Here is a 24,410-nt window from a genome sequence, read left to right as displayed (position 1 = left end):
CAGGGCTCCTACGGCGATCCGTGCTTCGATCCGCAAGGCGGTGCTCCACTCGGACAGGACGGTCCAACGCAGCACTGATCGCCGTGGGGACCCTCAGGCGGCCCGGACGTCGGCGAGGAAGTCCTGCACCTGCCCGCGCAAGGTGTCGGATTCCCGCGCCAACGCCTCGGACGCACCGAGCACCTGCGCCGCGGCGGTGCCGGTCTCGGCCGCCGCCTGCGAGACGACCCCGATGCTCGCCGTGACCTCGCCGGTCCCGAGCGCCGCCTGGGTCACCGCCCCGACGATCTCGCGGGTCGCGACCCCCTGCTGGTCCACGGCGGTCGCGATCGCGGCGGCCACGCCGTTGATGCCGCGGATGGTCTGCGCGCTGCCGCCGATCGCGGCGACGGCACGGCGGGTCATCCCCTGGATGCCGACGATCTGGCCCGAGATGTCGCCCGTCGCCTTCGCCGTCTGCTCGGCCAGGGCCTTGACCTCCTGGGCCACCACCGCGAAGCCGCGGCCGGCCTCGCCCGCGCGGGCGGCCTCGATGGTGGCGTTCAGCGCCAGCAGGTTGGTCTGCGCGGCGATGCCGGAGATCAGGCCGACGATGTCCTCGATGCGGGTCGCCGACCGGCTCAGCTCGGCGACGATGGCGGCGGCGGCATCCGTCTCGGCGACCGCGGCTTCGGACCGGTGCAGGGAGTGGGCGACCTGACGGCCGATCTCGCCGACGGAGGCGCCCAGCTCCTCGGCCGCGCTCGCCACGGAGCTCACGTTGGTGCCGGCCTCCTCGGCGGCCGCCGCCACCGTGCTCGCCTGGACCGTCGCCTCCCGGGCCGAATCGGTCAGGAGATGCGCGGTCGCCCGAAGCGCGGTCGCGGACGAGGACACCCTGCCGACGACCTCGCCGACCGACGTCTCGAAGCCGCGGATCAGGGCGCTCAGCCGCTCGGCCTGCCGCATCTTCGACAGATCGTCGGCCGCCTTCTCGGCTTCCAGCCGCGCCTGCGCGACGAGCCCGTCGCGGAACACCGCCACGGACCGGGCCATGGCGCCGATCTCGTCGGCCCGGCCGATCGAGGGGACCGCGCGGTCGTGCTCGCCCCCGGCCAGCGCCGTCATGGCGTCGCCGAGCGCCCGGATCGGACGGGCGAGGTGGCGGCTCAGGGCGAGCGCGAGCCCGATTGCGGCGACCGCCACGGCGCCGAGCACGGCTAGCAGCAACATCTGGGCGCGGTGACGCGCCGCGACGAAGGCGGAGATGTCGAGGGCGACCTCGATCGTCCCGATCGCCTGACCCGAGTAGTTCCTGAGCGGGCCGGCCAGCACCGCGGCCGGATGGTCGCCCAGCGTCACCGCCTGCCAAGCGGTCGGGAGCGTCAGGGCGGCCCGGTGCGTCGCGGCCGGCAGCAAGGTCTTCTCGGCAAACGTCGCGCCCACGGTCCGAATGCCCTCGTCCTGCCGGACGTGGGCGGCGATGTCGATGCCGAGGCGCCGCTTCAGGTCGGCGAGGAAGCTTTGGCCGAGGGCCGAGCCGATGTCGACGACGCCGACGAGACGGCCCTCATGGAAGGTCGGCACGACGGCGAAGATGCTGACGACGTCGCGCCCGGGCTCGATGCCCGTGACGGCGCGGCCCGTGGCGATCGCCTCCTTGACCGTCAGGCGGCGGGTGGTGACGACGTCGCCGTGGATGTCGGGGGTGTGCAGGCGCGCGAAGCTGGTGCCGTCGGCGCGCTGGAAGCTGACCAAGTCGAGGTTCAGCGCCTTCAAGGCCGGGTAGATCGGCGTGAACTGCGCCAGGAGCCCGGGGCGATCCTCCCGCGCGAACGCTGCCGCCACGCGCGGGTCCGCGGCGATCGGGACGGCCGCCGCGAGGGTGCGCTGTCCCTGCTCGGCCATCGCGGCGGAGACGGCCTCGTAGCGCCGAAGCAGCGCCGTGCTGATGGCAAGGTCGCTCGCCTCGCTCTGCTGGCGATAGCCGAGCAGCCCGACGGCGCCGGCGGAGACGAGGGAGGCTGCCACGAGGGCCGTCACCAGCTTTCCTGCGATCCCGTGCAAGGCCACCGGATTTCTCATCGAATGCGACTCCGCTCTGACGTCCCTTCCAGGATTACGCGGAACGCAGGTCCGGTCGTGCCGGGTGACCCACTAACATCGTCTTACGGGAACGCTTGCCGCACCGTGACGCCGAGCTCAGCGGTGCTGGATGCGGCATTTCGTAGGGAAGCCGAGCGTTGCATCGATGGCCTGCGTCGATGCGGATCGGCCGCGCTTCGGCGATGTCGGCTCGCCGCTGCCTTCCCGCACGGGCCGGTGCTACCCACATCGTCATCATCCTGCTTTATCGGCAGTCCACGCAGCCCTGCGTGCCGCCCTGGACGGTGCGCGGACGGCAGGCCCCCGAGGGACCTTTCCGCGCCGTGCGGTCCTGGGCGAGCCGGCGTGGCTTCGGGAAGGCTGCGGCGCGGACGGACAACAGGGACAGGACCCATGACGACATGCGGCCTCGCGGTGTCCGCCGCGCGGGCACGGGCGCCTCGCCCCCGGCCCTGGCGCCGGGAGATCCGCGCGACGCTCGCACTCGCCGCCCCGCTCGTCCTGACGAACCTCGCCCAGCACGGCCTGATCACCGCCGATACGGTGCTGCTCGGTCGGCTCGGCGCGCAGGACTTGGCGGCGGCGACGCTCGCGACGAGCCTGTACTTCATCCTGTTCATCTGCGGCATCGGCCTGACCTCGGCGGTGGCGCCGCTGATCGCCGAGGCGCTGGGCCGCGATCCGCGCGCGACCGACGCGGTCCGCCGCCTCGTGCGGGCCGGGTTCTGGGCGGCGAGCCTGGTATCGGTCCCGCTGATGATCGGGTTGTGGCACACGCAGGCGCTGCTCGACGTGCTCGGCGAACCGCCGGACTTGACGGAGGCGGCGGGTCGCTACGTGCGGGCGCTGCAATGGGCGATGTGGCCGTCCCTGCTGTTCATGGTGCTGCGCGGCACGTTCTCCGCCCTGGAGCGGCCGGCCTGGCCGCTCGCGGCGAGCCTGCTGGCGCTGCCGGTCAACGTGGTCCTCGGGCTCTGGCTCGCCTTCGAGGGGACGGGACGGCTCGGCCTCGGCCTCGTGGGCGTCGGCATCGCGACCACGGCTGCGGCGTTCTTCACCCTGGCCGTGCTCCTGGCGGTGATTTGCTGCGATGCGTCCCTGCGGCGGTTCCGGCTGCTGCACCGGGTCTGGCGGTTCGACGTCGCCGGCCTGTCGGCGGTGTTCCGCCTCGGCCTGCCGATGGCGGCCACGGGGCTCGCCGAGGCCGGGCTGTTCGAGGCGGCCGCGCTCGGAATGGGCCTGTTCGGCGCGCGCCAGCTCGCGGCGCACGCGGTCGCGATCCAGGTCGCTGCGATCTGCTTCATGGTGCCGAACGGGGTGGCGCAGGCGGCGACCGTCCGCGTCGGCCTGCGCCGGGGGGCGCAGGACGCGGACGGGATGCGCCGGGCCGGCCACGTGGCGCTGGCGCTCGGCCTCGGCTTCATGGTGGCGTGCGCGAGCGCCCAGCTCGGCGCGCCGCGCCTCCTGATCGGGCTGTTCCTGGATCTCGACGCGCGGGAGAACGCCGCGGTGATCCCCTACGCGGTCGGCTTCCTCGGCCTCGCCGCCCTGTTCGCCGTCGCCGACGGGGTGCAGTCGGTGATGCTCGGGATGCTGCGCGGCCTGCAGGACACCCGGGTTCCGATGCTGATCGCGGTCGGCGGCTACTGGGGGATCGGCGTACCCCTGGGCGCCGGGCTCGCCTGGGGCGCGGGGCTCGAAGGCACCGGCATCTGGCTCGGCTTCTGCGCCGGCCTGTTCGTCGTGGCGGTCCTGCTGGCGGCGCGCTGGCACCGGCTGACGCGGATCGGGCCTGCGGCCGGACCGCACGCGGCAACCGGCACCGGAGGCCCTCGGGGCGGGACCATGATAACGAAAGCGTCCCTGCGAGGCGGCAGCGCAGCCCGGCTTGACTTCCGGCGACGCGCGGTCGCATTGCACCGAAGAGACCAATGATGCTCTGATCCGGCCTTGGTTCAGCCGACTTTCCGACGCCACGGGCGCCCCGCCGCGGATCTTGCAAGACCCGCCCGCTGCCGCGCCGTTCGCACGCTTGGAGTTTTACGATCTTGGCGAACACCTCCGCCACCGCGCCCGCCGGCACCGCCGCGCCGGACGGCACCCGCCGCGACTTCATGTTCCTTGCCACCGGTGCCGGCCTCGCCGTCGGCGTCGGCGCCGTGGCCTGGCCCTTCGTCGCCTCGATGGCGCCGGACGCCGACACCATCGCCGCCGGCGCACCGATCGACGTGGACCTCAGCCCCCTCGCCGACGGCCAGATCATCAACGTGTTCTGGCGCGGCAAGCTGATCTTCGTGCGCAAGCTCACCGAGAAGGAGGTGGGCGACATGAAGGCGATCCCGGCGGGCCAGCTCATCGACCCGTCCCCCTTCGACGCGCGCGTGAAGAAGGGCCACGACCAGTGGCTCGTCGTCTACGGCAACTGCACCCACCTCGGCTGCGTGCCGATCGGCCACCAGGGCAACTTCGAGGGCTGGGCCTGCCCCTGCCACGGGTCGCAGTTCGACGCGCTCGGCCGCGTCCGCCGCGGGCCCGCTCCGATCAACCTGCCGATCCCACCCTACGCCTTCCAGACCGACGCGAAGATCCGCATCGGCGAGGACGGCAAGGCCGCGGCCTGAGCCAGGACACAGGGAAACCCCATGAGCGCCCACGCCAACGCCTACGTCCCCAAGAGCGGCCTCGCGAAGTGGTTCGAGGCACGGCTGCCGATCGTCGGCCTCGTGCACTCGTCGTTCGTCGCCTTCCCGGTGCCGCGCAACCTGAACTACTTCTGGACCTTCGGCGCGATCCTGATGGCCTTCCTCGGCATCCAGATCGTCACCGGCGTCTGGCTCGCCATGCACTACGAGCCCTCGGCGAAGCAGGCCTTCGATTCCGTCGAGCACATCATGCGCGACGTGAACTACGGCTGGCTGCTGCGCTACGCCCACGCCAACGGCGCGTCGATGTTCTTCGTCGCCGTCTACGTGCACATCTTCCGGGCGCTGTATTACGGCTCGTACAAGGCCCCGCGCGAGGTGCTCTACATCCTCGGCGTGATCATCTACCTGCTGATGATGGCAACCGCCTTCCTCGGCTACACCCTGCCTTGGGGCCAGATGAGCTTCTGGGGCGCCACCGTCATCACCAACATCCTGGCGGCGATCCCGGTGGTCGGCGACACCATCCAGAGCCTGCTCTGGGGCGGCTACTCGGTCGGCAACCCGACGATCAACCGCTTCTTCTCGCTGCACTACCTGATGCCCTGGATGATCGCCGGCGTCGTCGTGCTGCATGTCTGGGCGCTGCACGTCACGGGCCAGAACAACCCCACCGGCATCCCGATCAAGTCGAGCAAGGACGCGGTGCCGTTCACCCCCTACGCCACGGTCAAGGACGTGTTCGCCACGGTGGTGTTCATGATCCTGTTCGCGTGGCTGATCTTCTACCAGCCGAACTACCTCAACCACGCCGACAACTACGTCCCCGCCAACCCCGCCGTGACGCCCGCGCACATCGTGCCGGAATGGTACTTCCTGCCGTTCTACGCGATCCTCCGCGCGGTCCCGAGCAAGCTCGGCGGCGTGGTCCTGATGTTCTCGGCGGTTCTGATCCTGGCGCTCGCGCCCTGGCTCGACACCTCGCGGGTGCGCTCGTGCAACTACCGGCCGATCTACCGGCAGTTCCTCTGGCTGTTCCTCGCCGTGGTCCTCCTCCTCGGCTGGCTCGGCGGCAAGCCTCCCGAGGGCGGCTACGTCATCACCTCGCAGATCTGCACGTTCTACTACTTCGCCCACTTCCTTCTGGTGATGCCGCTGGTCGGCCTGTTCGAGACCCCGAAGACGCTACCCGGATCGATCCTGGAGAGCGTGACGGGACCGGGCCGGCAGGTGAGCGGGTCCGGCATGCCGGCGGGTGCCGCCGCGTCGCCGACCACCAAGGGCTGAAGGGCAGACCGGGACCGACGATGAAAACCACAAGCGTCCTCGCAGCCAGCCTGCTGGCCCTCTCCCTGGGGCTGCCGTTCGGACCCTCGTCGGCCTCGGCCGAGGAGGAGCACGGCGGCAACCAGCCGCCGCGCCAGTCCTGGAGCTATGCCGGCGTGTTCGGCCGCTTCGATCAGGCGCAGCTCCAGCGCGGCTTCCAGGTCTACAAGGAGGTCTGCTCGGCCTGCCACTCGCTGCGGCTCGTCCGCTTCCGCAACCTCGACGAGGAGGGCGGCCCGGACTTCTCGGCGAGCCAGGTCAAGGCGCTCGCCGCGACCTACACGGTCAAGGACGGGCCCAACGATGCGGGCGAGATGTTCGAGCGGCCCGGCCGCGCGGCCGACGCGTTCCCGCCGCCCTTCCCGAACGATCAGGCGGCCGCCGCCGCCAACGGCGGCAAGGCCCCCCCGGACTTCTCGGTGCTGGCCAAGGCCCGCACCTTCGAGCGCGGCTTCCCGTACTTCATCCTCGATGTGCTGCCCTTCGTCGGCTACGCGGAGCAGGGCGTCGATTACATCCACGCCGTGCTCAACGGCTACGAGGAGCCGCCCAAGGGGACCGAGGTGCCCGACGGCGTGTACTACAACAAGTACTATCCCGGCCACCTGATCGCGATGCCGAAACCCATCAGCGACGGGCAGGTGACCTACCCGAAGGACGACAAGGGCGAGCCGGTCGTGCCGGAGACGGTCGATCAGTACGTCAAGGACGTCGCGTCCTTCATGGCCTGGGCGGCCGAGCCGCACATGATGGCGAGCAAGGCGCTCGGCCTGCGCGTGATCCTGTTCCTGATCGTGCTCGCGGGCCTGCTGTACTACGTCAAGAAGCGGATCTGGGCCGATGTCGGCGGCGAGGTCCACGGTCTTCAGCCGGAATTGCACAAGGCGGGCTGAGAGCTTTCACGAACCACGCACGACAGGACGGGCCCTTCGCGGGGCCCGTTCGCGTTTGGGCCGCGTGCGGAAGACGTGATACCGGGTCGCACAATTCGCGACGTGGCCGGATCGTGCGCCTTCCCTCCCCCCTCCGCGGGGGAGGGTGGCCGCCGTCAGGGGGTCGGGAGAGGAGCAGCGCGACGGTGCCGGAGGGCTGCCGGCGCGACCTGTTCAGAAGCCGGGCTCTCCTCTCCCGACCCCTGCTCACGCAGGGGCCACCCTCCTCCGCGGAGGGGGGAGGGGGCGTCTCACTGCGCCGTCGCGTGAACACGATAGTCCGGGCATGGAGCGCCGTGTCGCGGCGTCCGGCCATCACGAAGGAAGGATCGGGACAATGACGGCGGCGGTGCTCGGCGTGATGGGCGGCTCCGGGGTCTACGACCTGCCGGGCCTGGAGGACGTGCGCGAGGAGCGGGTCGCCTCGCCCTGGGGCGAGCCCTCGGACGCGTTGCGCATCGGCCGCATCGGCGGCACCAGGGTGGTGTTCCTGGCGCGTCACGGGCGCGGCCACCGGCTCTCGCCCTCCGGCATCGACTACCGCGCCAACATCGACGCGATGAAGCGCGCGGGCGTCACCGACCTCGTCTCGCTTTCGGCCTGCGGCTCGTTCCGCAGCGAACTGCACCCCGGCCTGTTCGTGCTGGTCGATCAGTTCGTCGATCGCACGGTGGGCCGGCCGTCCTCGTTCTTCGGCAACGGCTGCGTCGCCCACGTCTCGCTCGCCCATCCGATCGGGCCGAACCTGCAGAAGCGGATCGCGGCGGCGGCCGACGCCGAGGGCATCGCCGTGCATCGCGGCGGCACCTACGTGTGCATGGAGGGGCCGCACTTCTCCTCGCTCGCCGAATCGAAGAGCTACAAGGCGCAAGGGTTCGACGTGATCGGCATGACCAACATGCCGGAGGCCAAGCTCGCCCGCGAGGCCGAGATCACCTACGCCACCATCGCGATGGTGACGGACTTCGACTGCTGGCACCCCGGCCACGAGGCCGTCGACGTCGCATCGGTCGTCGCGGTGGCCCGCGCCAACGCCGACAAGGCCGCCCGCCTCGTGGCGCGGCTCGCCCGCGATCTGCCGCCGGAGCGCGAGGATTGCCCGGCCGGCTCCCACCGGGCGCTCGACGGCGCGATCATGACGGCGCCGGCCCAGCGCGACGCGGGCCTGCTCGCCAAGCTCGACGCGGTGGCCGGGCGCGTGCTGAACGGGTAGGGCGCACCCAAAGCCCCTTTCCGCGGGGGCGACTCCTACCCTAGAAGGCTGGATCGGCCGCGCGGGCGGCCCACGAGCCTGAAACACCCGAGAGCATGCGCAGCGCCAGCATCAGTCGCAAGACGGCGGAGACCGACGTGTCGGTCGCGATCGACCTCGACGGCACCGGCAAGGCCGCGATCGCCACCGGCGTCGGCTTCCTCGACCACATGCTCGAACTGTTCTCCCGGCACGGATTGTTCGACGTCGAGGCCAGGGTGACGGGCGACCTGCACGTCGATCAGCACCACACGGTGGAGGATTGCGGCATCGCGCTCGGCCAAGCCTTCGCGCGGGCGCTCGGCGACAAGCGCGGCATAGCGCGCTACGCGGACATCCACATGCCGATGGACGAGACGCTGAGCCGCGTCGCGGTCGACATCTCGGGCCGGCCGTTCCTGGTGTTCCGCACGGCCTTCGGCGTCGAGAAGATCGGGACCTTCGACACCGAACTGGTGCGCGAGTGGTTCCAGGCCTTCGCGATGAATGCCGGGATCACGCTGCACGTCGAGACGCTCTACGGCGACAACGCCCACCACGTCGCCGAGAGCTGCTTCAAGGGTCTGGCCCGCGCCTTGCGGAAGGCCGTCACGGTCGATCCCCGCGAGGAGGGTCGCGTGCCCTCGACCAAGGGCTCGCTCTAAGCATCATTGCCGCGAAGTGGACCGTGGTTCGCGGAGAACAATGATGCGACGACAAGGGGGTCTAAGCAGGCTTGCGTTGGCGAAGCCACGCAAGCCTGCTTAGACCTCATGGCCGGGACGGGTGTCGCCCGCGCGGACGGCGCGGGTCTTCGGCCACTTTGATGAAGGGACGCGTCGCGATGAGGATGCGCAGCTACACGCTTCACCTGCCGTTCGAGTGCCGCCCCGGCGAGGCGCACGACCTCGACCGGGCGCAGCTCGTGCCGGACGGGTTCTCGGGCGCCGCCTTCGCCTTCTCGGTGCTGTGGTTCCTCTACCACCGCCTGTGGATCGCCGCCGGACTCGTCCTCGCCGGGCTCTGCGCCACGGCGCTCATCGGCTACGGCCTCGGCCTTTCGCCGGTCTCGGGCACCGTGATCACCGTGCTCGCCTCCCTGTTGATCGGGATGGAGGCGTCCACGCTCCGCCGCTGGACCCTGGCGCGCAACGGCCGGCCCGCGCGCGACGCGGTGGTGGCGTTCAACGCCGACGAGGCCGAGGCCAAAGCGATGACGCGCTGGCTCGACCCGACCCGCACGCCCGCGATCCGGCCGGGGGCGACGTTCGTGACCGGGCACGCCGAGGCGCCGGTGATCGGCCTGTTCCCGGTGCAGGGCGGCCGGTGAACGCCTCCGAGGGGCGGGGACCGTGAGCGCCGAGACCGTCGCGATCATCGATTACGGGTCGGGCAACCTGCATTCGGCCGCCAAGGCCTTCGAGCGGGCCGCCCGCGAGGCCGGCCTGACCGGGACGCGGATCGTCGTCACTGGCGATCCCGAAACCGTGGCCCGGGCCGACCGCGTGGTGCTGCCCGGCGTCGGCGCCTATGCCGATTGCCGCCGCGGCCTCGACGCCGTCCCCGGCCTCGTCGCGGCGATGACGGACGCGGCGATCGCGGCCGGGCGCCCCTTCCTCGGCATCTGCGTCGGCATGCAGTTGATGGCGACCCGCGGCCTCGAATACGCGACCACGGACGGCCTCGGCTGGATCTCCGGCGACGTCGGCCCGATCCGCGCGGCCGATCCCGGCCTGAAGATCCCGCACATGGGCTGGAACACCCTGGCGCCGCGCCGCGACCATGCCCTGCTCGCGGGCATCCCGACCGGCGAGGCTGGGTTGCATGCCTATTTTGTGCACAGCTTCGCGTTGAAAGCGGATCGCCCGGTGGAGGTGGTGGCCGAGGCCGCCTATGGCGGGCCGGTCACCGCGATCGTGGCGCGCGACAACCTCGCCGGCACGCAGTTCCACCCGGAGAAGAGCCAGCGCCTCGGGCTGGCGCTCATCGCGAACTTCCTGCGCTGGCGGCCGTAGCCGCAGCGCCCAGAACCGAGAAACGAGCCCGCGCGTGATCCTCTATCCGGCGATCGACCTGAAGGAAGGACGCTGCGTCCGCCTCGTGCAGGGGGACATGGCGCAGGCCGTGGTGTTCAATGACGATCCGGCGGCGCAAGGAGCGGTGTTCGCCGGGCAGGGCTTCTCCTGGCTCCACGTGGTCGACCTCGACGGGGCGTTCGCGGGCGCGCCGCGGAACGCGGCGGCCGTCGAGGCGATCCTCGCGCGCGTCGATCTGCCGGTGCAACTCGGCGGCGGCATCCGCGAGATGCGGACCCTGGAAGGCTGGCTCGCCAAGGGCGTCGCCCGGGTCATCATCGGCACGGCGGCCGTGCGCGACCCGGCCTTCGTGCACGAGGCCGCGCGCCTCCATCCGGGGAAGATCGCGGTCGGCATCGACGCCAAGGACGGGCGCGTCGCGGTCGAGGGCTGGGCGCGGACCTCCAGCATGACGGCGGAGGAGCTCGGCCGCCGGTTCGAGGATGCCGGGGTCGCGGCGATCATCTACACCGACATCGCCCGCGACGGCATCCTGAAGGGGCTCAACATCGCGATGACCGTGGCGCTGGCCGAGGCCGTGAGCATCCCGGTGATCGCGTCGGGCGGGCTCGCCTCGATCGAGGACGTGCACCGCCTGCTGGAGCCCGACTGCGCGATGCTCGCCGGCGCCATCACCGGCCGCGCCCTCTACGACGGGCGCATCGACCCGCGGGCGGCGCTGTTCGCGATCGCGGCGGCGCGCCGGCACGCCGCGCCGTGATAGGCTCGCGTCGTCAGGAGGCTTTCGGGAGGCTGCGATGACGGCTCTGGCGAAGACGGCGGCACCGGCCGATGCGGGGGCTGCCTACGCGGACGACTTCTACACCTGGACGCAGGAGCAGGGCGCCCGCCTCCGGGCCGGCGACCTGACGGCGCTCGACCTGGAGAACCTGGCCGAGGAGATCGAGAGCTTGGGCCGGAGCCAGTTCAGCAGCCTCGTCAGCGCGTGGCGGGTGATCCTGCTGCACATGCTCAAGTTCGACTATCAGCCGTCGCGGCGGACACGCGGTTGGGTGATCTCGATCGCGAGCCATCGCGAGGCGGCGGCGGACGAACTCAAGGACAGCCCCGGCCTGAAGCGTCGTCAGAGGGAAGCGATGGAGCGTGCCTACCGGCGCGCCCGTCTCGAAGCCGCGAAGGAGACTGGCCTTCCGCTGAAGACGTTTCCGGAGGCCTGCCCCTACACAAGCGACGAGATGCTGACCCGCCCCTTCGCGATCGACCCCGACGATACTCCCGCCTGAAGGCCGAAGCGCGTGCTCAAGACCCGCATCATCCCCTGCCTCGACGTCAAGGACGGCCGCGTCGTCAAGGGCGTGCGCTTCCTCGAACTGCGCGACGCCGGCGATCCGGTGGCGGCGGCCAGGGCCTACGACGCGGCCGGCGCCGACGAGCTGTGCTTCCTCGACATCACCGCGAGCCACGAGGCCAGGGGCACGCTGCTCGACGTGGTGAGCCGCACGGCGGAGGCCTGCTTCATGCCGCTCACCGTCGGCGGCGGCGTGCGGGCGGTGGCCGACGTGCGCGCGCTGCTGCTGGCCGGCGCCGACAAGGTCGCGATCAACACGGCCGCGGTCAACGACCCCGGCCTCGTCGCCCGCGCGGCGGAGAAGTTCGGCGCCCAGTGCATCGTCGTGGCGATCGACGCCAAGCGCACCTCGGCGCCCGGCGAACCGGACGCGTGGCAGATCTTTACCCATGGCGGGCGAACCCCCACCGGCCTCGACGCGATCGCGTTCGCGGAACGCGTCGCCGCCCTCGGCGCCGGCGAACTCCTCGTCACCTCGATGGACCGGGACGGGACGCGCTCGGGCTACGACCTCGGGCTGATCCGCGCCATCGCCGACGCGGTGTCCGTGCCGGTGATCGCCTCGGGCGGCGTCGGCGGACTCGACGACCTCGTGGCCGGCGTGGCCGAGGGTCATGCCAGCGCCGTGCTCGCCGCCTCGATCTTCCATTTCGGGCAGTTCAGCATCGCCGAGGCCAAGGCGCACATGGCGGCGGCGGGCCTTGCCATGCGCCGCGACGCCTGAGCGATCCGGCACCATTCTTCCGGCACGGCGGGCGTCCCGTGGCGCGAATGCCGGCTCGCAGGCGGTCTTGTGCCAATGGCCGGGTTGCCGGATACCCGCCGTTGCCGCAGGTTCCGGCCACGGCCTCATCGTTCCGCCCCCTGCCGCACGGGTCCTTATGTCCGCCTACACCCTCGACGATCTCGCGCGCCTCGTGGCCAGCCGCGCCGGCAGCGCGCCCGATCACTCCTACACGGCCAAGCTGCTCGCCGGCGGCCCGGCCCTGGCGGCCAAGAAGCTCGGCGAGGAGGCGATCGAGGCGGTGATCGCCGCGGTGCAGGGCGACCGGACCGCCCTGACCAACGAGGCGGCGGACGTGCTCTACCACCTCGTCGTGCTGCTGCGCGCCGCCGGGGTCGAGCTGTCCGCGGTGATGGCCGAACTGGAGCGCCGCACGGCGCAGGGCGGCCTCGCCGAGAAGGCGTCGAGGCCGCGCGCATGAAGGCGGCGGCCGCCGGCCAGAACAGGGTGGCGGGGCAGAACCCCGTCACCGGCGAGGGCCCGGAGCGGTTGTCGCCCTACCGCCTGTTCAGCCGGGACGCGTGGGCGCAACTGCGCGCCGACACGCCCCTGACGCTGACGCAAGGCGACGTGGAGCGGCTGCAATCGCTGAACGACCCGATCTCGCTGGAGGAGGTCGCGGCGATCTACCTGCCGCTGTCGCGGCTGCTGGCGCTCTACGTCGCGGCGAGCCAGGGCCTGTTCAAGGCGACGCAGAGCTTCCTGATGGCCGAACGCGAGACCAAGGCGCCCTACATCATCGGGCTCGCGGGTTCGGTGGCGGTGGGCAAGTCCACCACCGGCCGCGTGCTCGCGGCGCTGCTCGCGCGCTGGCCCAACACCCCGAAGGTCGACCTCGTCACCACCGACGGCTTCCTGCTGCCGAACGCGGAGCTGGCCGCCAACGGCACGATGGAGCGGAAGGGCTTCCCCGAGAGCTACGACACCGCGGCCCTGCTCCGGTTCCTCTACGACGTGAAGTCGGGCCGCAAGCGCGTCTCGGCGCCGCTGTACTCGCATCTCGTCTACGACCGGGTGCCGGGCGAGGAGCGGGTGGTGGAGAGCCCCGACATCCTGATCGTCGAGGGTTTGAACGTGCTCCAGCCGGCGCGGCTCCCCCGCGACGGCACCGCGATCCCGTTCGTGTCCGACTTCTTCGACTTCTCGATCTACCTCGACGGCCACGAGGACGACCTGCACCGCTGGTACGTGATGCGCTTCATGCGCCTGCGCCAGACCGCGTTCCGCGATCCGCGCTCGTACTTCCGCAAGTACGCCGAGGTGCCCGAAGCCGAGGCGCTCGCGATCGCCGACCGGCTCTGGACCACCATCAACCTGCCGAACCTGCGCGAGAACATCCTGCCGACGCGCCAGCGCGCCAGCCTGATCCTGGCCAAGGGCGCGAGCCACCGCATCGAGAGCGTGGCGTTGCGGCGCCTCTGAACCGACCGGTCACGCGAACGGAAACATTGCTTCTACCACGTAGGGCCCGCCGCCGGTGGAATCGTGGGCGGAATACAGCACCACCTCGGTGGTGGAGAACCGCAGCGGCGCGAACGGCGGCGCCTGGGACAGGTACAGCGCCACGGCCTCGGGCACGGCCTCGCGGCGCAGGCGCGCCAGCGTCACGTGCGGGACGAACCTGCACCGTTCGGGCTTGGCCCCGGCCCGGCGGATCAGCCGCTCCTGCTCGGCCTGGAGATCGATCAGCTCCGGCGTCGCCGCCACGCTGGCGAGGATCGACCGCGGCCTGTCGCCGCCGAACACCGCGAGCCCGTCCAGGGCGATCGCGACCGCGGGCCGCGCGCGCAGCTCGGACAGCGCCTCGACCGCGTCCTCGGCGAGCGCCAAGGGCACGTCGCCGAGGAAGCGCAGGGTGACGTGGTGATCGGCCGGCTCGATCCAGCGGGCGCCGGGCAGGCCGCCGCGGAACGGCGCCAGCGCCGCGCCGATCGCGGCCGGGACGGCGAGGGCCGTGAACAGGCGCGGCATGCTCGGGGCGCCTTCTTCAGCGGGCCGCGGGCCGGAGGCGCCCCAGGAAGGTTTCCACCGCCGGCAGGATGCCGGACACGATCACCGCGACGCCCTTGGCGTTCGGGTGCAGCCCGTCGTCGAGGGTGTAGGCCCGCTCGCCGACCATGCCCGCCATGAAGAACGGGTAGAGCACGAGGCCGTGCTTGGCGGCCAGATCCGGATAGATCGCGTCGAAGCGGGCGACGTAGTCGGGCCCGAGATTGGTGGACGCCCGCATGCCGGCGAGCAGCACCGGGATGCCGCGCGCCTTGAGCCCGGTGACGATCGCCTCCAGGGCCTTCTTCGTCACCGCCGGGTCGGTGCCGCGCAGCATGTCGTTGGCGCCGAGTTCGAGGATCACCCCGTCGGTCCCGTCCGGCACCGACCAGTCGACCCGGTCGAGGCCGTTGGTCGCGGTCTCGCCGGAGACGCCGGCATTGGCCACCGTCACCGCGCGGCCCTTCGCGGCGAGCGCCCGCTCCAGCACCGCCGGGAACGCGGCGTCCGCCGGCAGGCGGTAGCCCGCGGTGAGGCTGTCGCCGAGCGCCACGAGCCGGATCGGCCCGGCCGCGGCGGCGGGCGCCCCCGCGGCCAGAATAGTGCCCGCTGCGGCAAAGAGCGCCATCACGACCGCCCTGCGCCAGCCATCATGGCGTGCGCCCTTCGGAACGGCCATATCCCGGCCGTGCGGCGCGGCCGGGATAGGGCTGCCGCGGCCCATGACATACGCGTCCGCCACCCGTGATCTCCGGCTCTCATGCTCGTCATCCCGCACAGATCGGCCTGCCCGTGACCGCCGACAAGACCTCCCCGGACGGGCCGGCGATCACGCTCGCCGACATCGACCTCAGCCTCGGCCGCGGGCCGGCCCGCGTCCATGTCCTGCGCGGCATCTCGCTCGACGTCGCCCGCGGCGAGGCGGTCGGGCTCGTGGGCCCCTCGGGCTCGGGCAAGTCGACGCTGCTGATGGTGATGGCCGGGCTGGAGCGGCCGGATGCCGGCACGATCCGCATCGGGGACACCGATCTCGGCCGCCTCGACGAGGACGCGCTCGCCCGCTTCCGGGGGCGCCGCATCGGCATCGTGTTCCAGGCCTTCCACCTCGTGCCGACGATGACCGCGCTGGAGAACGTCGCCCTGCCGCTGGAACTCGCCGACAAGCCGGGCGCGCACGCCCGCGCCCGCGCCGAGCTGACGGCGGTGGGTCTTGCGGACCGGCTGCACCACTACCCGGCCCAGCTCTCCGGCGGCGAGCAGCAGCGCGTCGCCATCGCCCGCGCGGTGGCCCCCGATCCGGCGCTCCTGGTGGCCGACGAGCCGACCGGCAACCTCGACGAGGCCACCGGCCGCCAGATCGTCGACCTGCTGTTCGCGCTCAAGCGCGACCGCGGGGCGACGCTGGTGCTCGTCACCCACGATCCGGGGCTGGCCAAGCTCTGCGATCGGACGGTCTCCTTGCGCTCGGGGCGGATCGAGGAGCCGGTGACGGCATGAGGTTTCATCGCACGCTCCGGACGACAGAGTTCCGTCCCGCCCACTCCCCTCATCCTGAGGTGCCCGCGCCAGCGGGCTGCGAAGGAGCCTTCCAGGGATCGCTGTGCTTTCTGGAGGGCTCCCTCAAAGCGTACGCTTCGCGCCCGCACCTCAGGATGAGGGGATTGGTTGGGAAATGCCTCGGCACGGGATGGGCTTGAGGCATCATGCACGGCACGCTCCCCCAGCCCCGATCCATGCCCCCGTCGCGCCTGCCGCTCACACTCCGGCTCGCGTTGCGCGAACTGCGCGGCGGGCTCTCGGGCTTTGCCGTGTTCCTCGCCTGCATCGCGCTCGGCGTCGCGGCGATCGCCGGCGTCGCCTCGATCTCGCGCTCGCTGTCGGACGGACTCGGGCGTGAGGGCAGGCGCATCCTCGGGGGCGACCTCAGCTACGCCCTGATCAACCGCGAGGCGAGCCCGGCCGAGCGCGCGGTGCTGGACGCGGCCGGCCGTGTCGACGTGGTGGCCTCGCTGCGCGCCATGGCGGTCGCCGGCGAGGGCGCGGCGCTGGTCGAGTTGAAGGCGGTCGAGTCCGGCTACCCGTCGGCCGGCGACCTCGTCACCGAGCCGCAGGCGCCGCCCTCCGATCTGCTCGCCGAGCGGGACGGCGTCGACGGGGCGCTCGCCGACCCGGCGTTGCTGACCCGCCTCGACCTCAAGGTCGGCGACCGGATCACGCTCGCCGGCCGGCCCTTCGCGATCCGGGCGACCATCGTGTCGGAGCCCGACAAGATTGCCGGCGGCCTCGGCTTCGGGCCGCGGCTGATCGTGTCGCAAGAGGCGCTGCGCCGCACCGGCCTCGTCCAGCCGGGCAGCCTCAACCGCTGGAGCTACCGGCTGCAACTGCCGGGCGTGGACGACGCGGGCCTGGATGCCGCAGCCGCCCGGATCGCGGCCGCCGCGCCGCAGGCCGGCTGGGAGATGCGGGCCCGCACCAACGCCGACCCGCGCTTTGCCAAGAGCATCGAGCGGTTCACGCAGTTCCTGACGCTGGTCGGGCTCACCGCGCTGATCGTCGGCGGCGTCGGCGTGGCCAATGCCGTCAACGCCTTCGTCGAGCGCAAGCGCCCCTCGATCGCGACGCTGAAAAGCGTCGGCGCGCCGGGCTCGCAGGTGGTCGGGCTCTACCTGACGCAGGTGATGCTGATCGCCGGCCTCGGCACGCTGATCGGCCTCGCGGCCGGCGCGAGCCTGCCCTTCGCCATCGACGCGCTGTTTCGCGAAAGCCTGCCGCTGCCGCTGAACCCGACGCTGGCGCCGCTCGAACTGCTCCAGGCCGCCGCCTACGGGCTGCTCACCGCGCTGGCCTTCGCGATCACGCCGCTCGGGCGCGCCCACGACATCCCGGTCTCGGGGCTGTTCCGCGACGCGGTCGAGCCGGCGGCGTCGCGCATCCGCCCGCGCTACCGGGTGATCCTGGGGCTCGCGCTGGCGGCGCTGGTAATGCTCGCCGTCGGCACCGCGTTCGACCGTCGGATCGCGCTGATCTTCATCGCTGCGGCCGGCCTCGCCTTCGGCCTGCTGCGCCTCGTCGCGACCGGCGTGATGGCCGCGGCCCGCCGGATGCCGCACCCGAAGCGCGCCGCGCCGCGGATGGCGCTGGCCAACCTCCACCGCCCCGGCGCGCTGACGCCGGCGATCGTGCTGTCGCTGGGCCTCGGCGTGACGCTGCTCGTCACCTTGAGCGTCATCGACGTGAACGTCCGCCGCACGATCTCGGCGACGCTGCCGGCGCGCGCGCCGAACCTGTTCTTCCTCGACATCCCGGCGGCCGACTCCGCGGCCTTCCACGATTTCCTCGCCAAGGCGGCGCCCGCCGCCCGGATCGACCGGGTGCCGATGATGCGCGGGCGCATCGTGGCGCTCGACGACGTGCCGGCCGAGAAGATCAGGCCGCCGGAGGACGCGGCCTGGGTGCTCGACGGCGACCGCGGCATCACCTACGCCGCCGACCCGCCCGACGGCTCGAACATCGTCGCCGGCAAATGGTGGAGCGCCGAGGAGGCGGGAACGCCCCTGGTCTCGTTCGAGGCGGACCTGGCGAAAAGCCTGGGCCTCGCCGTCGGCAGCCGCGTCACCGTCAACGTGCTGGGGCGAAACCTCACAGCGACGATCGCCAACCTGCGCAAGGTCGAGTGGCGCAATCTCGGCATCAACTTCGTGATGGTGTTCTCGCCCGGCACGTTCCGCGGGGCACCGCATTCGGATCTCGCGACGCTGACGCTTCCCGGCGGCACCGATGCGCCGCTGGAGAACCGCGTGCTGCGCGACGTCGCCCGCGCCTTCCCCTCCGTCACCAGCGTGCGGGTGAAGGACGCGCTCGATGCCGTCGGCGACCTCGTCGGCCGGCTGGTGCTGGCGATCCGCGGGGCGAGCGCGGTGGCCGTGCTCGCGAGCCTGTTCGTGCTCGCCGGCGCCATCGCCGCCGGCCACCGCGCGCGGCTCTACGACGCCGTGGTGCTGAAGGTGCTCGGCGCGACGCGCGGGCGGCTGTTGTCCGCCTACGGCCTCGAATACGGGGCGCTCGGCCTCGTCACCGCCCTGTTCGGGCTGATCGCGGGCACGCTCGCCGGCTGGGTGATCGTGACGAAGGTGATGCGCCTCGACTTCGCCCTCGACCTGTCGGGGGCGCTCGTCGCGGCGGCCGCGGCGGTGGTGCTCGCGGTGGTGCTGGGGCTCGCCGGCACATGGCGCATCCTCGGCCAAAAGCCCGCGCCCTACCTGCGGCCGTCGTGACCGGCGCAGGGCCGTCGAACCGGCGCGGCCCGAAGCATTGCCGAACTTTAATCCCTGATTTCATGAACAAACTTAACGCGCTTCGTCGCACGGAAACCGCATCGGCAAGCTCGGCGGGGCTCTTGTGCGCGGGCCCGGAACGCAACATATTGTGCAACGAGGCGCCGTCAGGTGCCAGAGGTCCTTGCGTGGGCCTCGAACCCAAACACCACGCTGAGTGAGCCTCCCGAGGTAACCTCCCCATGGCCTTCGACAATTCCCCCTTCCGCTACGGCGCCCAGGCACCGGCCCAGGCCGGCACCCAGGTCGAGATGGACCAGGGCCTGCGCGCCTTCATGCTCGGCGTCTACAACAACATGGTCGTGGGCCTCGGCATCTCCGGCCTCGTGGCGCTCGGCCTCAACATGGCCGCCACCACCGCGACCGCGACGGGCAAGCTCGCCCTGACCCCGTTCGGCCAGACGCTCTACAACAGCCCGCTCAAGTGGGTGCTGATGTTCGCCCCGCTCGCCTTCATCCTCGTGTTCTCGATGCGGATGGACAGGATGTCGGCCGCCTCGGCGCGGATGATGTTCTTCGCCTTCGCGGCGGTGATGGGCGCCTCGATGTCGACGCTGCTCCTCGTGTTCACGGGGGCTAGCGTGGTGCGGGTGTTCTTCATCACGTCCGCGACCTTCGCGGGCCTCAGCCTCTACGGCTACACCACGAAGCGCAGCCTCTCGGGGATGGGCTCGTTCCTGATGATGGGCCTGATCGGCATCGTCATCGCGTCGATCGTCAACATCTTCCTCGCGTCGTCGGCGCTGCAATTCGCCATCTCGGTGCTCGGCGTGCTGATCTTCGCAGGGCTCACCGCCTACGACACCCAGAAGCTCAAGGAGATGTATCTCTCGGCGAGCTTCGACGGCGAGATGGCGGCCAAGATGTCGGTCAACGGCGCGCTGACGCTGTACCTCGACTTCATCAACATGTTCCAGTTCCTGCTCTCGCTCCTCGGCGACCGCCGCTGAGCCGACGGGGAACGGACGAAGAGAGGGCCCCGGCGGAAACGCCGGGGCCTTTTTCGCGTCGCGCACTTCGAATCGATCGCCGATCCGAAAGAACCGCGGTCAGCGCGCCCCCCTCTCCCGCAGAGGGGGGGAGGGATCGGGCACGAAGCCGGGTGGAAAAGAAAGACCGCAACTTCGCCGGATGCCTTCGGCGATCCGGCCGTCACACCGCGCGCAACGGACCCTCCAGCACCGCGAGCACGCGGGCGAGGTCCGGCCCACGCTTCAGCACGACGCCGGTGGCCGCGACCACGGCGTAGGCGCCCTGGCGGCGGGCGAGCTTCGGGTCCTTCTCGATCCGGTAGAGCGGCATCTCGGAGGTGCGGCGGTAGATCGAGAACACCGCCTTGTCGCGGCGGAAATCGAGGGCGTAATCGCGCCATTCCCCCTCCGCGACGCGCCGACCGTAGAGGTTGAAGATCGTTCGCAGTTCATGCCGGTCGAAGGCGACCTGCGGGGCGGTGGACGGGCCGGGGAACGGGACCACGCGGGCGGTCGACTCCTCGGTTCGGGTCTCGCTCGTCCGTTCGCTCATCGTCGCTCCGTCGTCCGCGCCTTCGCTCTCCCGAGGATGGGCCTCGGGCGGCGGGGCTGCAAGGCGTCGGAAAACCGGTTCGGAGGACCGGTCCGGCGGCGCGCCCGGTTGGTTGCGGGAAAGTCACGCCCGCGCAACGAAGCGCCGCGATTCCGCCCGGATCACGCCTTTCGCGGGCCTTGTTGCGCGGGCACAACGGTGGTCGAACCTCGCCGGGCCGTGCCCGTCGGCGCCTGAAACCCGAGCTCCCCAGCCCTCGGGCGTCGCCGGTCCCCGCGTCCCGACATCCCGGAGGTTTCGAGACCCAAGGACTTCAGGCCGCCTCGCAAGGGGCGGCTTTTTTTGTCGTCCAGCCCCGGGGCGTCGAAGGGCGGGGCGCGAAAAATCCCGAAAAACCCGCTATGAGGCACGGCGACGATGATCGACGCCCGCCCGCCCCGCTTCGACGACGACTTCCGGCAGGCGCTGGGCACCCTGTTCGCGTGGCGTCGCGACGTGCGCCGCTTCCGGCCCGAGCCGGTGGCGGAGGCGCTGCTCCACGAGAGCCTGACGGCCGCCCATCTCAGCCCCTCGGTCGGCAACAGCCAGCCCTGGCGCTTCGTGCGCGTGGCCGACCCGGAACGCCGGGCCGGCGTGATCGCGAGCTTCGAGCGTTGCGACGCGGAGGCGGCGCAGGGCTACGGCGACGCGAGGCGCGCGCGGTATCGTGCCCTGAAGCTCGCGGGGCTGCGCGAGGCGCCGGTGCACCTGGCCGTGTTCTGCGACGACGCGACGGAGGCCGGCCATGGCCTCGGCCGCGCGACGATGCCGGAGATGCTGCGCTACTCGGTGGTCGGTGCGGTGCAGGTGTTCTGGCTCGCCGCCCGCGCCCGCGGCCTCGGCATCGGCTGGGTCTCGATCCTGGAGCCGGCCCGCGTCGGCGCGCTCCTCGACGTGCCGGAGGGCTGGCACCTCGTCGCCTATCTCTGCGTCGGCCATCCCGCCGAGGAGCACAGCGATCCCGAACTCGTCCGCCACGGCTGGCAGGCACGCGACGCGGAGGCGTGCCGGCTGTTCGAGCGATGACGGTGTGAACGGGGCCTTTCGCGACGCGACAGACTTCACCGATACGGCACCGCGCGATCTTTACTGTCTTCGGAGACGGCGGTGAGCAAGTCCGCAATCACCGACGGAGCCCCTGGAACGGCGCGATCGAGCGTGGATTAGTCCGGCGGCGCAAGGTCACGCTTGCAGGAAGTCATGCCAGGAAGTCGCACGATGTCGGTCCGGACGGTGATAGGGGCGGTGATCGCCGGTGCGATGCTGGCCGGGCCCGGTACGGCCGCGACCGCGCGCGAGGTGGTGCCGTTCACGGATGGCGTGAGGCCGGGGTCGGTGGTGATCAGCGTGTCGCAGCGCCGGCTCTACCTCGTCAACGGCGACGGCACGGCGATCCGCTACCCCGTCGCGGTGGGCAAGCCCGGCAAGCAGTGGTTCGGCACCGCCGCGATCGACGGCAAGTACGTGCGGCCGGCCTGGTCGCCGCCACGCGAGGTCAAGCGTGACAACCCGCGCCTGCCGAATCTGATCGCCGGCGGCTCGCCACACAACCCGATGGGTGCCGCCGCGATGACGCTGTCGGGCGGCGAGTACGCCATCCACGGCACCAACCGCCCGGACTCGGTCGGGACCTGGGCCTCCTACGGCTGCATCCGGATGTACAACCAGGACGTGGTCGATCTCTACGACCGCGTCTCGGTCGGCACGCCGGTCTACATGACGCGCTGAAGCTGAGCGGCCGAGGCGATCACGCCGCCGGCGGCGCAGTCGCCTCGATCGCCGTGAAGGTTTCGAGGATGTGGTAGGTGTGCACGGCATGCGCCGGCACGCAGTAGGAATCGCCGGGCTCCAGGGCGATGGTCCTGTCCGCGAGCACCAGCTTGGCCCGGCCGGAGATCACGTAGCCCACCGTCTCGTGCGGGGAGGTGGTGCTTGGCTTGTCGTCGGTCGGCGGCTCGTCGCGCCACATCCGCATCGCCACCCGCTCGCCCTGCGCCAGCGCGACCTCGCCGTGCGGGCCCGCGGGCGCCGTCCGGCTCGAAATCTTTCCCGCCATCATGATCCTGTCCCCGCTCTCGCCGGAAGCCCAACGGCGGCCCGGGGCGGACGTTCCTGCGCAGGGCGCGGAAGAAACCGGATCAGAAATCGACGGCCAGCCCCTTCACCTCCCAGTCCTCGTAGCGCACCGGCTCGAGGCCGCCGCGCCCGAGGCGCTCCGGGGTCGCGGCGAGGGCGGCCGCGCGCGCGTCGATCGCCCGGCGGCGCGCGGCCGCCTCGGCCAGCGCCCGCTGCGCGGCGGGCGCCAGGGGGCGGGCGGTCTGCGTCGACGCCGCCTCGTCCTTCGTCCGTTCGTCTTGCCGGGTTTCGTCTTGCATCGATCTCGCTCAGATGGGAGGGCGTGGGGTTCCGCCGGCAGGACGCCGGCCGCAGGGCATCGGGTAGATTAAGTGGCATCCATGGGCAGAGGCCGCAACGCGGCCGGGCCGAGACGGGCAGCGGGCGCGACCAAGGGTCCACGCGAGGCGCCGGCGAAGGGTCCCGCGGCAGCGGCCGGCACCGTCGAGGCGGACGCGGCAGGCCTCGCCGCGCGCCGCGTGGCGCAGGCGGCGGTGGCCGACCTCCTCGGCCGGAACCGGGCGCTCGCCCTGGAGGACGCGCTGGCCCAGGCGTCGCGCGCGGCCGGGCTGGACGCGGCCGACGCGGGGCTCGCCCGCGCGATCGCCACCGTCACCTTCCGCCGCCTCGGCTTCCTCAAGCGGGCGCTGGCCGCCCGGATGGCGCAGGGCCTGCCCGAGGATCAGCCGCGGCTCGTCGCGCTGCTCGCCACCGGCGCCGCGCAGATCCTCGACCTCGCGGTGCCCGACCACGCCGCGGTCGACCTCGCGGTGCGGCTCGCCAAGGCCGATCCGCAGGCGCGGCACCTGGCCGGCCTCGTCAACGCGGTTCTGCGGCGCGTGGTGCGCGAGCGCGACGCGATCCTCGCCGAGGCGGGCGACCCGCTTGCCGCCAACACCCCGGACTGGCTGGCGGCGCGCTGGCGCGCGGCCTACGGGCCGGAGACCGCGGCCGCCATCGCCCGCGCGCACCTGGCCGGCGCCGCGATCGACCTGACGCTGCGCGGCGAGGCCGGCGACTGGCCCGAACGCCTTGGCGCGGTGACGCTCCCGACCGGCTCGCTGCGGCTCGGCGACCTGCGGCTGCCGGTCTCCGAGCTGCCGGGCTTTTCCGAGGGCGCGTGGTGGGTGCAGGACGCCGCTGCCGCGATCCCCGCGCGCCTGCTCGGCGCGCAAGCGGGCGAGCGCATCGCCGACCTCTGCGCCGCGCCCGGCGGCAAGACCGCGCAGCTCGCGAGCACCGGCGCCGCGGTCACGGCGCTGGACCGTTCCGCCCCGCGCCTGGAGCGCCTGTCGGAAAACCTCGCCCGCCTCGGGCTCGCCGCCGAGATCGTCGTCGGCGACGCGCTGGCCTTCGAGCCACCGGCGCCGTTCGACGCGGTGCTGCTCGACGCGCCGTGCTCGGCCACCGGCACGATCCGCCGCCACCCGGACGTCGCCTGGACCAAGACCGAATCCGACCTGATCCGCCTGCACCTGCTCCAGGCGCGGCTGCTCGACAAGGCGGCAAGCCTGGTGCGGCCGGGGGGCCGGCTGGTCTACTGCACCTGCTCGCTCGAACCCGAGGAGGGCGAGGCCCAGGTCGCCGCGTTCCTCGCCCGCAACGCCGCGTTCGCGCGGGTGCCGGTGCGGGCCGAGGAGGTCGGCGGCCTCGCCCTGCTGATCGACGCGCAGGGCGATCTGCGCACGCTGCCGGCGCATCTCGAAGGCTCCGACACCCTTCGCGGCGGCCTCGACGGGTTCTTCGCGTGCCGGATGCGGCGGGTGGGGTGAGGCGGGGGGACGGGCGTCCCGGGTTCAGATTTCGCGGCTGATCGTCCACATGGTCCGTGTGTGAGAGTCCACGATGGGTGGTTTGTTGCCGGTCCGCTTTCGGGAAGCAAATTCGAGAAACCGGACGTTCGCTCGGATCGCAACGCATGACGGCTTCGCGCCCATCTCGGTCATTGGGCGGCCGTCGCAGGCATCTCCGAAGCGGACATCGGCTTAAGCCCGACCACAAACTGTGCGTGCGCATCGACAGTTA

The 24,410-nt window shown here is 71.9% G+C and carries 25 protein-coding genes; 19 read left to right on the top strand and 6 right to left on the bottom strand.

The features are described from left to right. Positions 1–93: 93 nt before the first annotated feature. A complete protein-coding gene (locus ACFE86_RS06330) occupies positions 94–2,022 on the bottom strand; it encodes a methyl-accepting chemotaxis protein (protein WP_375454475.1) in 1,929 nt (642 codons plus the stop codon). 456 nt (positions 2,023–2,478) lie between these two features. On the opposite strand from ACFE86_RS06330, the gene ACFE86_RS06325 reads away from it, so the two are divergent. The 13 genes from ACFE86_RS06325 to coaA all read left to right on the top strand — a co-directional run bounded on the left by ACFE86_RS06325 (position 2,479) and on the right by coaA (position 13,806). Continuing rightward, positions 2,479–4,020 (top strand): MATE family efflux transporter, encoded by a 1,542-nt coding sequence (locus ACFE86_RS06325; protein ID WP_375454474.1) that lies wholly within the window; start codon positions 2,479–2,481, stop codon positions 4,018–4,020. Between the two features lie 179 nt (positions 4,021–4,199). Beyond that, positions 4,200–4,706 (top strand): ubiquinol-cytochrome c reductase iron-sulfur subunit, encoded by a 507-nt coding sequence (gene petA, locus ACFE86_RS06320; protein ID WP_375454490.1) that lies wholly within the window; start codon positions 4,200–4,202, stop codon positions 4,704–4,706. Between the two features lie 21 nt (positions 4,707–4,727). Next, positions 4,728–6,014, top strand: a complete 1,287-nt coding sequence (locus ACFE86_RS06315) for a cytochrome bc complex cytochrome b subunit (protein WP_375454473.1) — start codon at positions 4,728–4,730, stop codon at positions 6,012–6,014. A gap of 20 nt (positions 6,015–6,034) precedes the next feature. Further along, positions 6,035–6,946 carry a cytochrome c1 gene (locus ACFE86_RS06310; protein ID WP_375454472.1) on the top strand — a complete coding sequence of 304 codons (912 nt, stop codon included), beginning with the start codon at positions 6,035–6,037 and terminating at the stop codon, positions 6,944–6,946. A gap of 376 nt (positions 6,947–7,322) precedes the next feature. After that, the gene (locus ACFE86_RS06305; protein ID WP_375454471.1) at positions 7,323–8,198 is read left to right on the top strand and encodes an S-methyl-5'-thioadenosine phosphorylase; all 876 of its coding nucleotides are present in this window, start codon (positions 7,323–7,325) and stop codon (positions 8,196–8,198) included. A 95-nt stretch (positions 8,199–8,293) separates the two neighbouring features. Next, positions 8,294–8,881: an imidazoleglycerol-phosphate dehydratase HisB gene (gene hisB / locus ACFE86_RS06300; protein WP_375454470.1), complete on the top strand. Its 588-nt coding sequence runs from the start codon at positions 8,294–8,296 to the stop codon at positions 8,879–8,881. A gap of 185 nt (positions 8,882–9,066) precedes the next feature. Next, positions 9,067–9,546: a DUF2628 domain-containing protein gene (locus tag ACFE86_RS06295; RefSeq protein ID WP_375454489.1), complete on the top strand. Its 480-nt coding sequence runs from the start codon at positions 9,067–9,069 to the stop codon at positions 9,544–9,546. 22 nt (positions 9,547–9,568) lie between these two features. After that, complete coding sequence (gene hisH / locus ACFE86_RS06290; RefSeq protein WP_375454469.1) at positions 9,569–10,231, top strand: imidazole glycerol phosphate synthase subunit HisH; 663 nt, start codon at positions 9,569–9,571, stop codon at positions 10,229–10,231. 34 nt (positions 10,232–10,265) lie between these two features. Then, positions 10,266–11,012, top strand: coding sequence for a 1-(5-phosphoribosyl)-5-[(5-phosphoribosylamino)methylideneamino]imidazole-4-carboxamide isomerase (hisA, locus tag ACFE86_RS06285; RefSeq protein ID WP_375454468.1), 747 nt, complete (start codon positions 10,266–10,268; stop codon positions 11,010–11,012). A 37-nt stretch (positions 11,013–11,049) separates the two neighbouring features. Then, the gene (locus ACFE86_RS06280; protein WP_375454467.1) at positions 11,050–11,535 is read left to right on the top strand and encodes a DUF29 domain-containing protein; all 486 of its coding nucleotides are present in this window, start codon (positions 11,050–11,052) and stop codon (positions 11,533–11,535) included. Between the two features lie 12 nt (positions 11,536–11,547). Next, positions 11,548–12,324, top strand: coding sequence for an imidazole glycerol phosphate synthase subunit HisF (hisF, locus tag ACFE86_RS06275; protein ID WP_375454466.1), 777 nt, complete (start codon positions 11,548–11,550; stop codon positions 12,322–12,324). A gap of 157 nt (positions 12,325–12,481) precedes the next feature. After that, positions 12,482–12,805, top strand: coding sequence for a phosphoribosyl-ATP diphosphatase (locus tag ACFE86_RS06270; protein ID WP_375454465.1), 324 nt, complete (start codon positions 12,482–12,484; stop codon positions 12,803–12,805). After that, a complete protein-coding gene (gene coaA, locus ACFE86_RS06265; protein ID WP_375454464.1) occupies positions 12,802–13,806 on the top strand; it encodes a type I pantothenate kinase in 1,005 nt (334 codons plus the stop codon). Before ACFE86_RS06270 ends, coaA begins: the two co-directional genes overlap by 4 nt. Positions 13,807–13,815: 9 nt before the next feature. Here the strand turns inward: coaA and thpR are convergent, their stop codons facing one another. Together thpR and ACFE86_RS06255 are read right to left on the bottom strand one after the other, a co-directional pair. Next, entirely contained in the window at positions 13,816–14,355 is a 540-nt protein-coding gene (thpR, locus tag ACFE86_RS06260) for an RNA 2',3'-cyclic phosphodiesterase (RefSeq protein WP_375454463.1), read from the bottom strand. Between the two features lie 16 nt (positions 14,356–14,371). Then, a complete protein-coding gene (locus ACFE86_RS06255; protein WP_375454462.1) occupies positions 14,372–15,001 on the bottom strand; it encodes an arylesterase in 630 nt (209 codons plus the stop codon). A gap of 164 nt (positions 15,002–15,165) precedes the next feature. Between ACFE86_RS06255 and ACFE86_RS06250 the strand changes: the two genes are divergently transcribed. The 3 genes from ACFE86_RS06250 (at position 15,166) to ACFE86_RS06240 (ending at position 19,657) form a co-directional block, all read left to right on the top strand. Beyond that, complete coding sequence (locus tag ACFE86_RS06250; RefSeq protein WP_375454461.1) at positions 15,166–15,870, top strand: ABC transporter ATP-binding protein; 705 nt, start codon at positions 15,166–15,168, stop codon at positions 15,868–15,870. Between the two features lie 206 nt (positions 15,871–16,076). Then, positions 16,077–18,647, top strand: coding sequence for an ABC transporter permease (locus tag ACFE86_RS06245; protein ID WP_375454460.1), 2,571 nt, complete (start codon positions 16,077–16,079; stop codon positions 18,645–18,647). A 242-nt stretch (positions 18,648–18,889) separates the two neighbouring features. Next, positions 18,890–19,657: a Bax inhibitor-1/YccA family protein gene (locus tag ACFE86_RS06240; protein ID WP_375454459.1), complete on the top strand. Its 768-nt coding sequence runs from the start codon at positions 18,890–18,892 to the stop codon at positions 19,655–19,657. Positions 19,658–19,859: 202 nt separating this feature from the next. Here the strand turns inward: ACFE86_RS06240 and ACFE86_RS06235 are convergent, their stop codons facing one another. Further along, positions 19,860–20,231, bottom strand: coding sequence for a DUF2794 domain-containing protein (locus tag ACFE86_RS06235; RefSeq protein WP_375454458.1), 372 nt, complete (start codon positions 20,229–20,231; stop codon positions 19,860–19,862). Positions 20,232–20,648: 417 nt separating this feature from the next. Here ACFE86_RS06235 and bluB point away from each other — a divergent pair, with 417 nt between their 5' ends. Together bluB and ACFE86_RS06225 are read left to right on the top strand one after the other, a co-directional pair. Then, entirely contained in the window at positions 20,649–21,296 is a 648-nt protein-coding gene (bluB, locus tag ACFE86_RS06230) for a 5,6-dimethylbenzimidazole synthase (protein ID WP_375454457.1), read from the top strand. 234 nt (positions 21,297–21,530) lie between these two features. Next, positions 21,531–21,998 (top strand): L,D-transpeptidase, encoded by a 468-nt coding sequence (locus ACFE86_RS06225; protein WP_375454488.1) that lies wholly within the window; start codon positions 21,531–21,533, stop codon positions 21,996–21,998. Between the two features lie 19 nt (positions 21,999–22,017). On the opposite strand, the gene ACFE86_RS06220 is transcribed toward ACFE86_RS06225, so the two are convergent. Together ACFE86_RS06220 and ACFE86_RS06215 are read right to left on the bottom strand one after the other, a co-directional pair. Next, positions 22,018–22,326, bottom strand: coding sequence for a cupin domain-containing protein (locus ACFE86_RS06220; RefSeq protein WP_375454456.1), 309 nt, complete (start codon positions 22,324–22,326; stop codon positions 22,018–22,020). Positions 22,327–22,408: 82 nt separating this feature from the next. Then, positions 22,409–22,645: a DUF1674 domain-containing protein gene (locus tag ACFE86_RS06215; RefSeq protein ID WP_375454455.1), complete on the bottom strand. Its 237-nt coding sequence runs from the start codon at positions 22,643–22,645 to the stop codon at positions 22,409–22,411. An 81-nt stretch (positions 22,646–22,726) separates the two neighbouring features. Here ACFE86_RS06215 and ACFE86_RS06210 point away from each other — a divergent pair, with 81 nt between their 5' ends. Next, entirely contained in the window at positions 22,727–24,157 is a 1,431-nt protein-coding gene (locus ACFE86_RS06210) for an RsmB/NOP family class I SAM-dependent RNA methyltransferase (protein WP_375454454.1), read from the top strand. Positions 24,158–24,410: the final 253 nt, after the last annotated feature.

This window comes from uncultured Methylobacterium sp., assembly GCF_964244095.1.
Classification (GTDB): Bacteria; Pseudomonadota; Alphaproteobacteria; order Rhizobiales; family Beijerinckiaceae; genus Methylobacterium.
This window is presented reverse-complemented; position numbering and strand designations above follow the sequence as displayed.

Bases quoted from the DNA above. Each gene is read 5' to 3' on its own strand.
- ACFE86_RS06325 (WP_375454474.1), top strand. From the start codon at position 2,479: ATGACGACATGCGGCCTCGCGGTGTCCGCCGCGCGGGCACGGGCGCCT.
- petA (WP_375454490.1), top strand. From the start codon at position 4,200: ATGTTCCTTGCCACCGGTGCCGGCCTCGCCGTCGGCGTCGGCGCCGTG.
- ACFE86_RS06315 (WP_375454473.1), top strand. From the start codon at position 4,728: ATGAGCGCCCACGCCAACGCCTACGTCCCCAAGAGCGGCCTCGCGAAG.
- ACFE86_RS06310 (WP_375454472.1), top strand. From the start codon at position 6,035: ATGAAAACCACAAGCGTCCTCGCAGCCAGCCTGCTGGCCCTCTCCCTG.
- ACFE86_RS06305 (WP_375454471.1), top strand. From the start codon at position 7,323: ATGACGGCGGCGGTGCTCGGCGTGATGGGCGGCTCCGGGGTCTACGAC.
- hisB (WP_375454470.1), top strand. From the start codon at position 8,294: ATGCGCAGCGCCAGCATCAGTCGCAAGACGGCGGAGACCGACGTGTCG.
- ACFE86_RS06295 (WP_375454489.1), top strand. From the start codon at position 9,067: ATGCGCAGCTACACGCTTCACCTGCCGTTCGAGTGCCGCCCCGGCGAG.
- ACFE86_RS06280 (WP_375454467.1), top strand. From the start codon at position 11,050: ATGACGGCTCTGGCGAAGACGGCGGCACCGGCCGATGCGGGGGCTGCC.
- ACFE86_RS06270 (WP_375454465.1), top strand. From the start codon at position 12,482: ATGTCCGCCTACACCCTCGACGATCTCGCGCGCCTCGTGGCCAGCCGC.
- coaA (WP_375454464.1), top strand. From the start codon at position 12,802: ATGAAGGCGGCGGCCGCCGGCCAGAACAGGGTGGCGGGGCAGAACCCC.
- thpR (WP_375454463.1), bottom strand. From the start codon at position 14,355: ATGCCGCGCCTGTTCACGGCCCTCGCCGTCCCGGCCGCGATCGGCGCG.
- ACFE86_RS06255 (WP_375454462.1), bottom strand. From the start codon at position 15,001: ATGGCGCTCTTTGCCGCAGCGGGCACTATTCTGGCCGCGGGGGCGCCC.
- ACFE86_RS06245 (WP_375454460.1), top strand. From the start codon at position 16,077: ATGCACGGCACGCTCCCCCAGCCCCGATCCATGCCCCCGTCGCGCCTG.
- ACFE86_RS06240 (WP_375454459.1), top strand. From the start codon at position 18,890: ATGGCCTTCGACAATTCCCCCTTCCGCTACGGCGCCCAGGCACCGGCC.
- ACFE86_RS06235 (WP_375454458.1), bottom strand. From the start codon at position 20,231: ATGAGCGAACGGACGAGCGAGACCCGAACCGAGGAGTCGACCGCCCGC.
- bluB (WP_375454457.1), top strand. From the start codon at position 20,649: ATGATCGACGCCCGCCCGCCCCGCTTCGACGACGACTTCCGGCAGGCG.
- ACFE86_RS06225 (WP_375454488.1), top strand. From the start codon at position 21,531: ATGCTGGCCGGGCCCGGTACGGCCGCGACCGCGCGCGAGGTGGTGCCG.
- ACFE86_RS06220 (WP_375454456.1), bottom strand. From the start codon at position 22,326: ATGGCGGGAAAGATTTCGAGCCGGACGGCGCCCGCGGGCCCGCACGGC.
- ACFE86_RS06215 (WP_375454455.1), bottom strand. From the start codon at position 22,645: ATGCAAGACGAAACCCGGCAAGACGAACGGACGAAGGACGAGGCGGCG.
- ACFE86_RS06210 (WP_375454454.1), top strand. From the start codon at position 22,727: ATGGGCAGAGGCCGCAACGCGGCCGGGCCGAGACGGGCAGCGGGCGCG.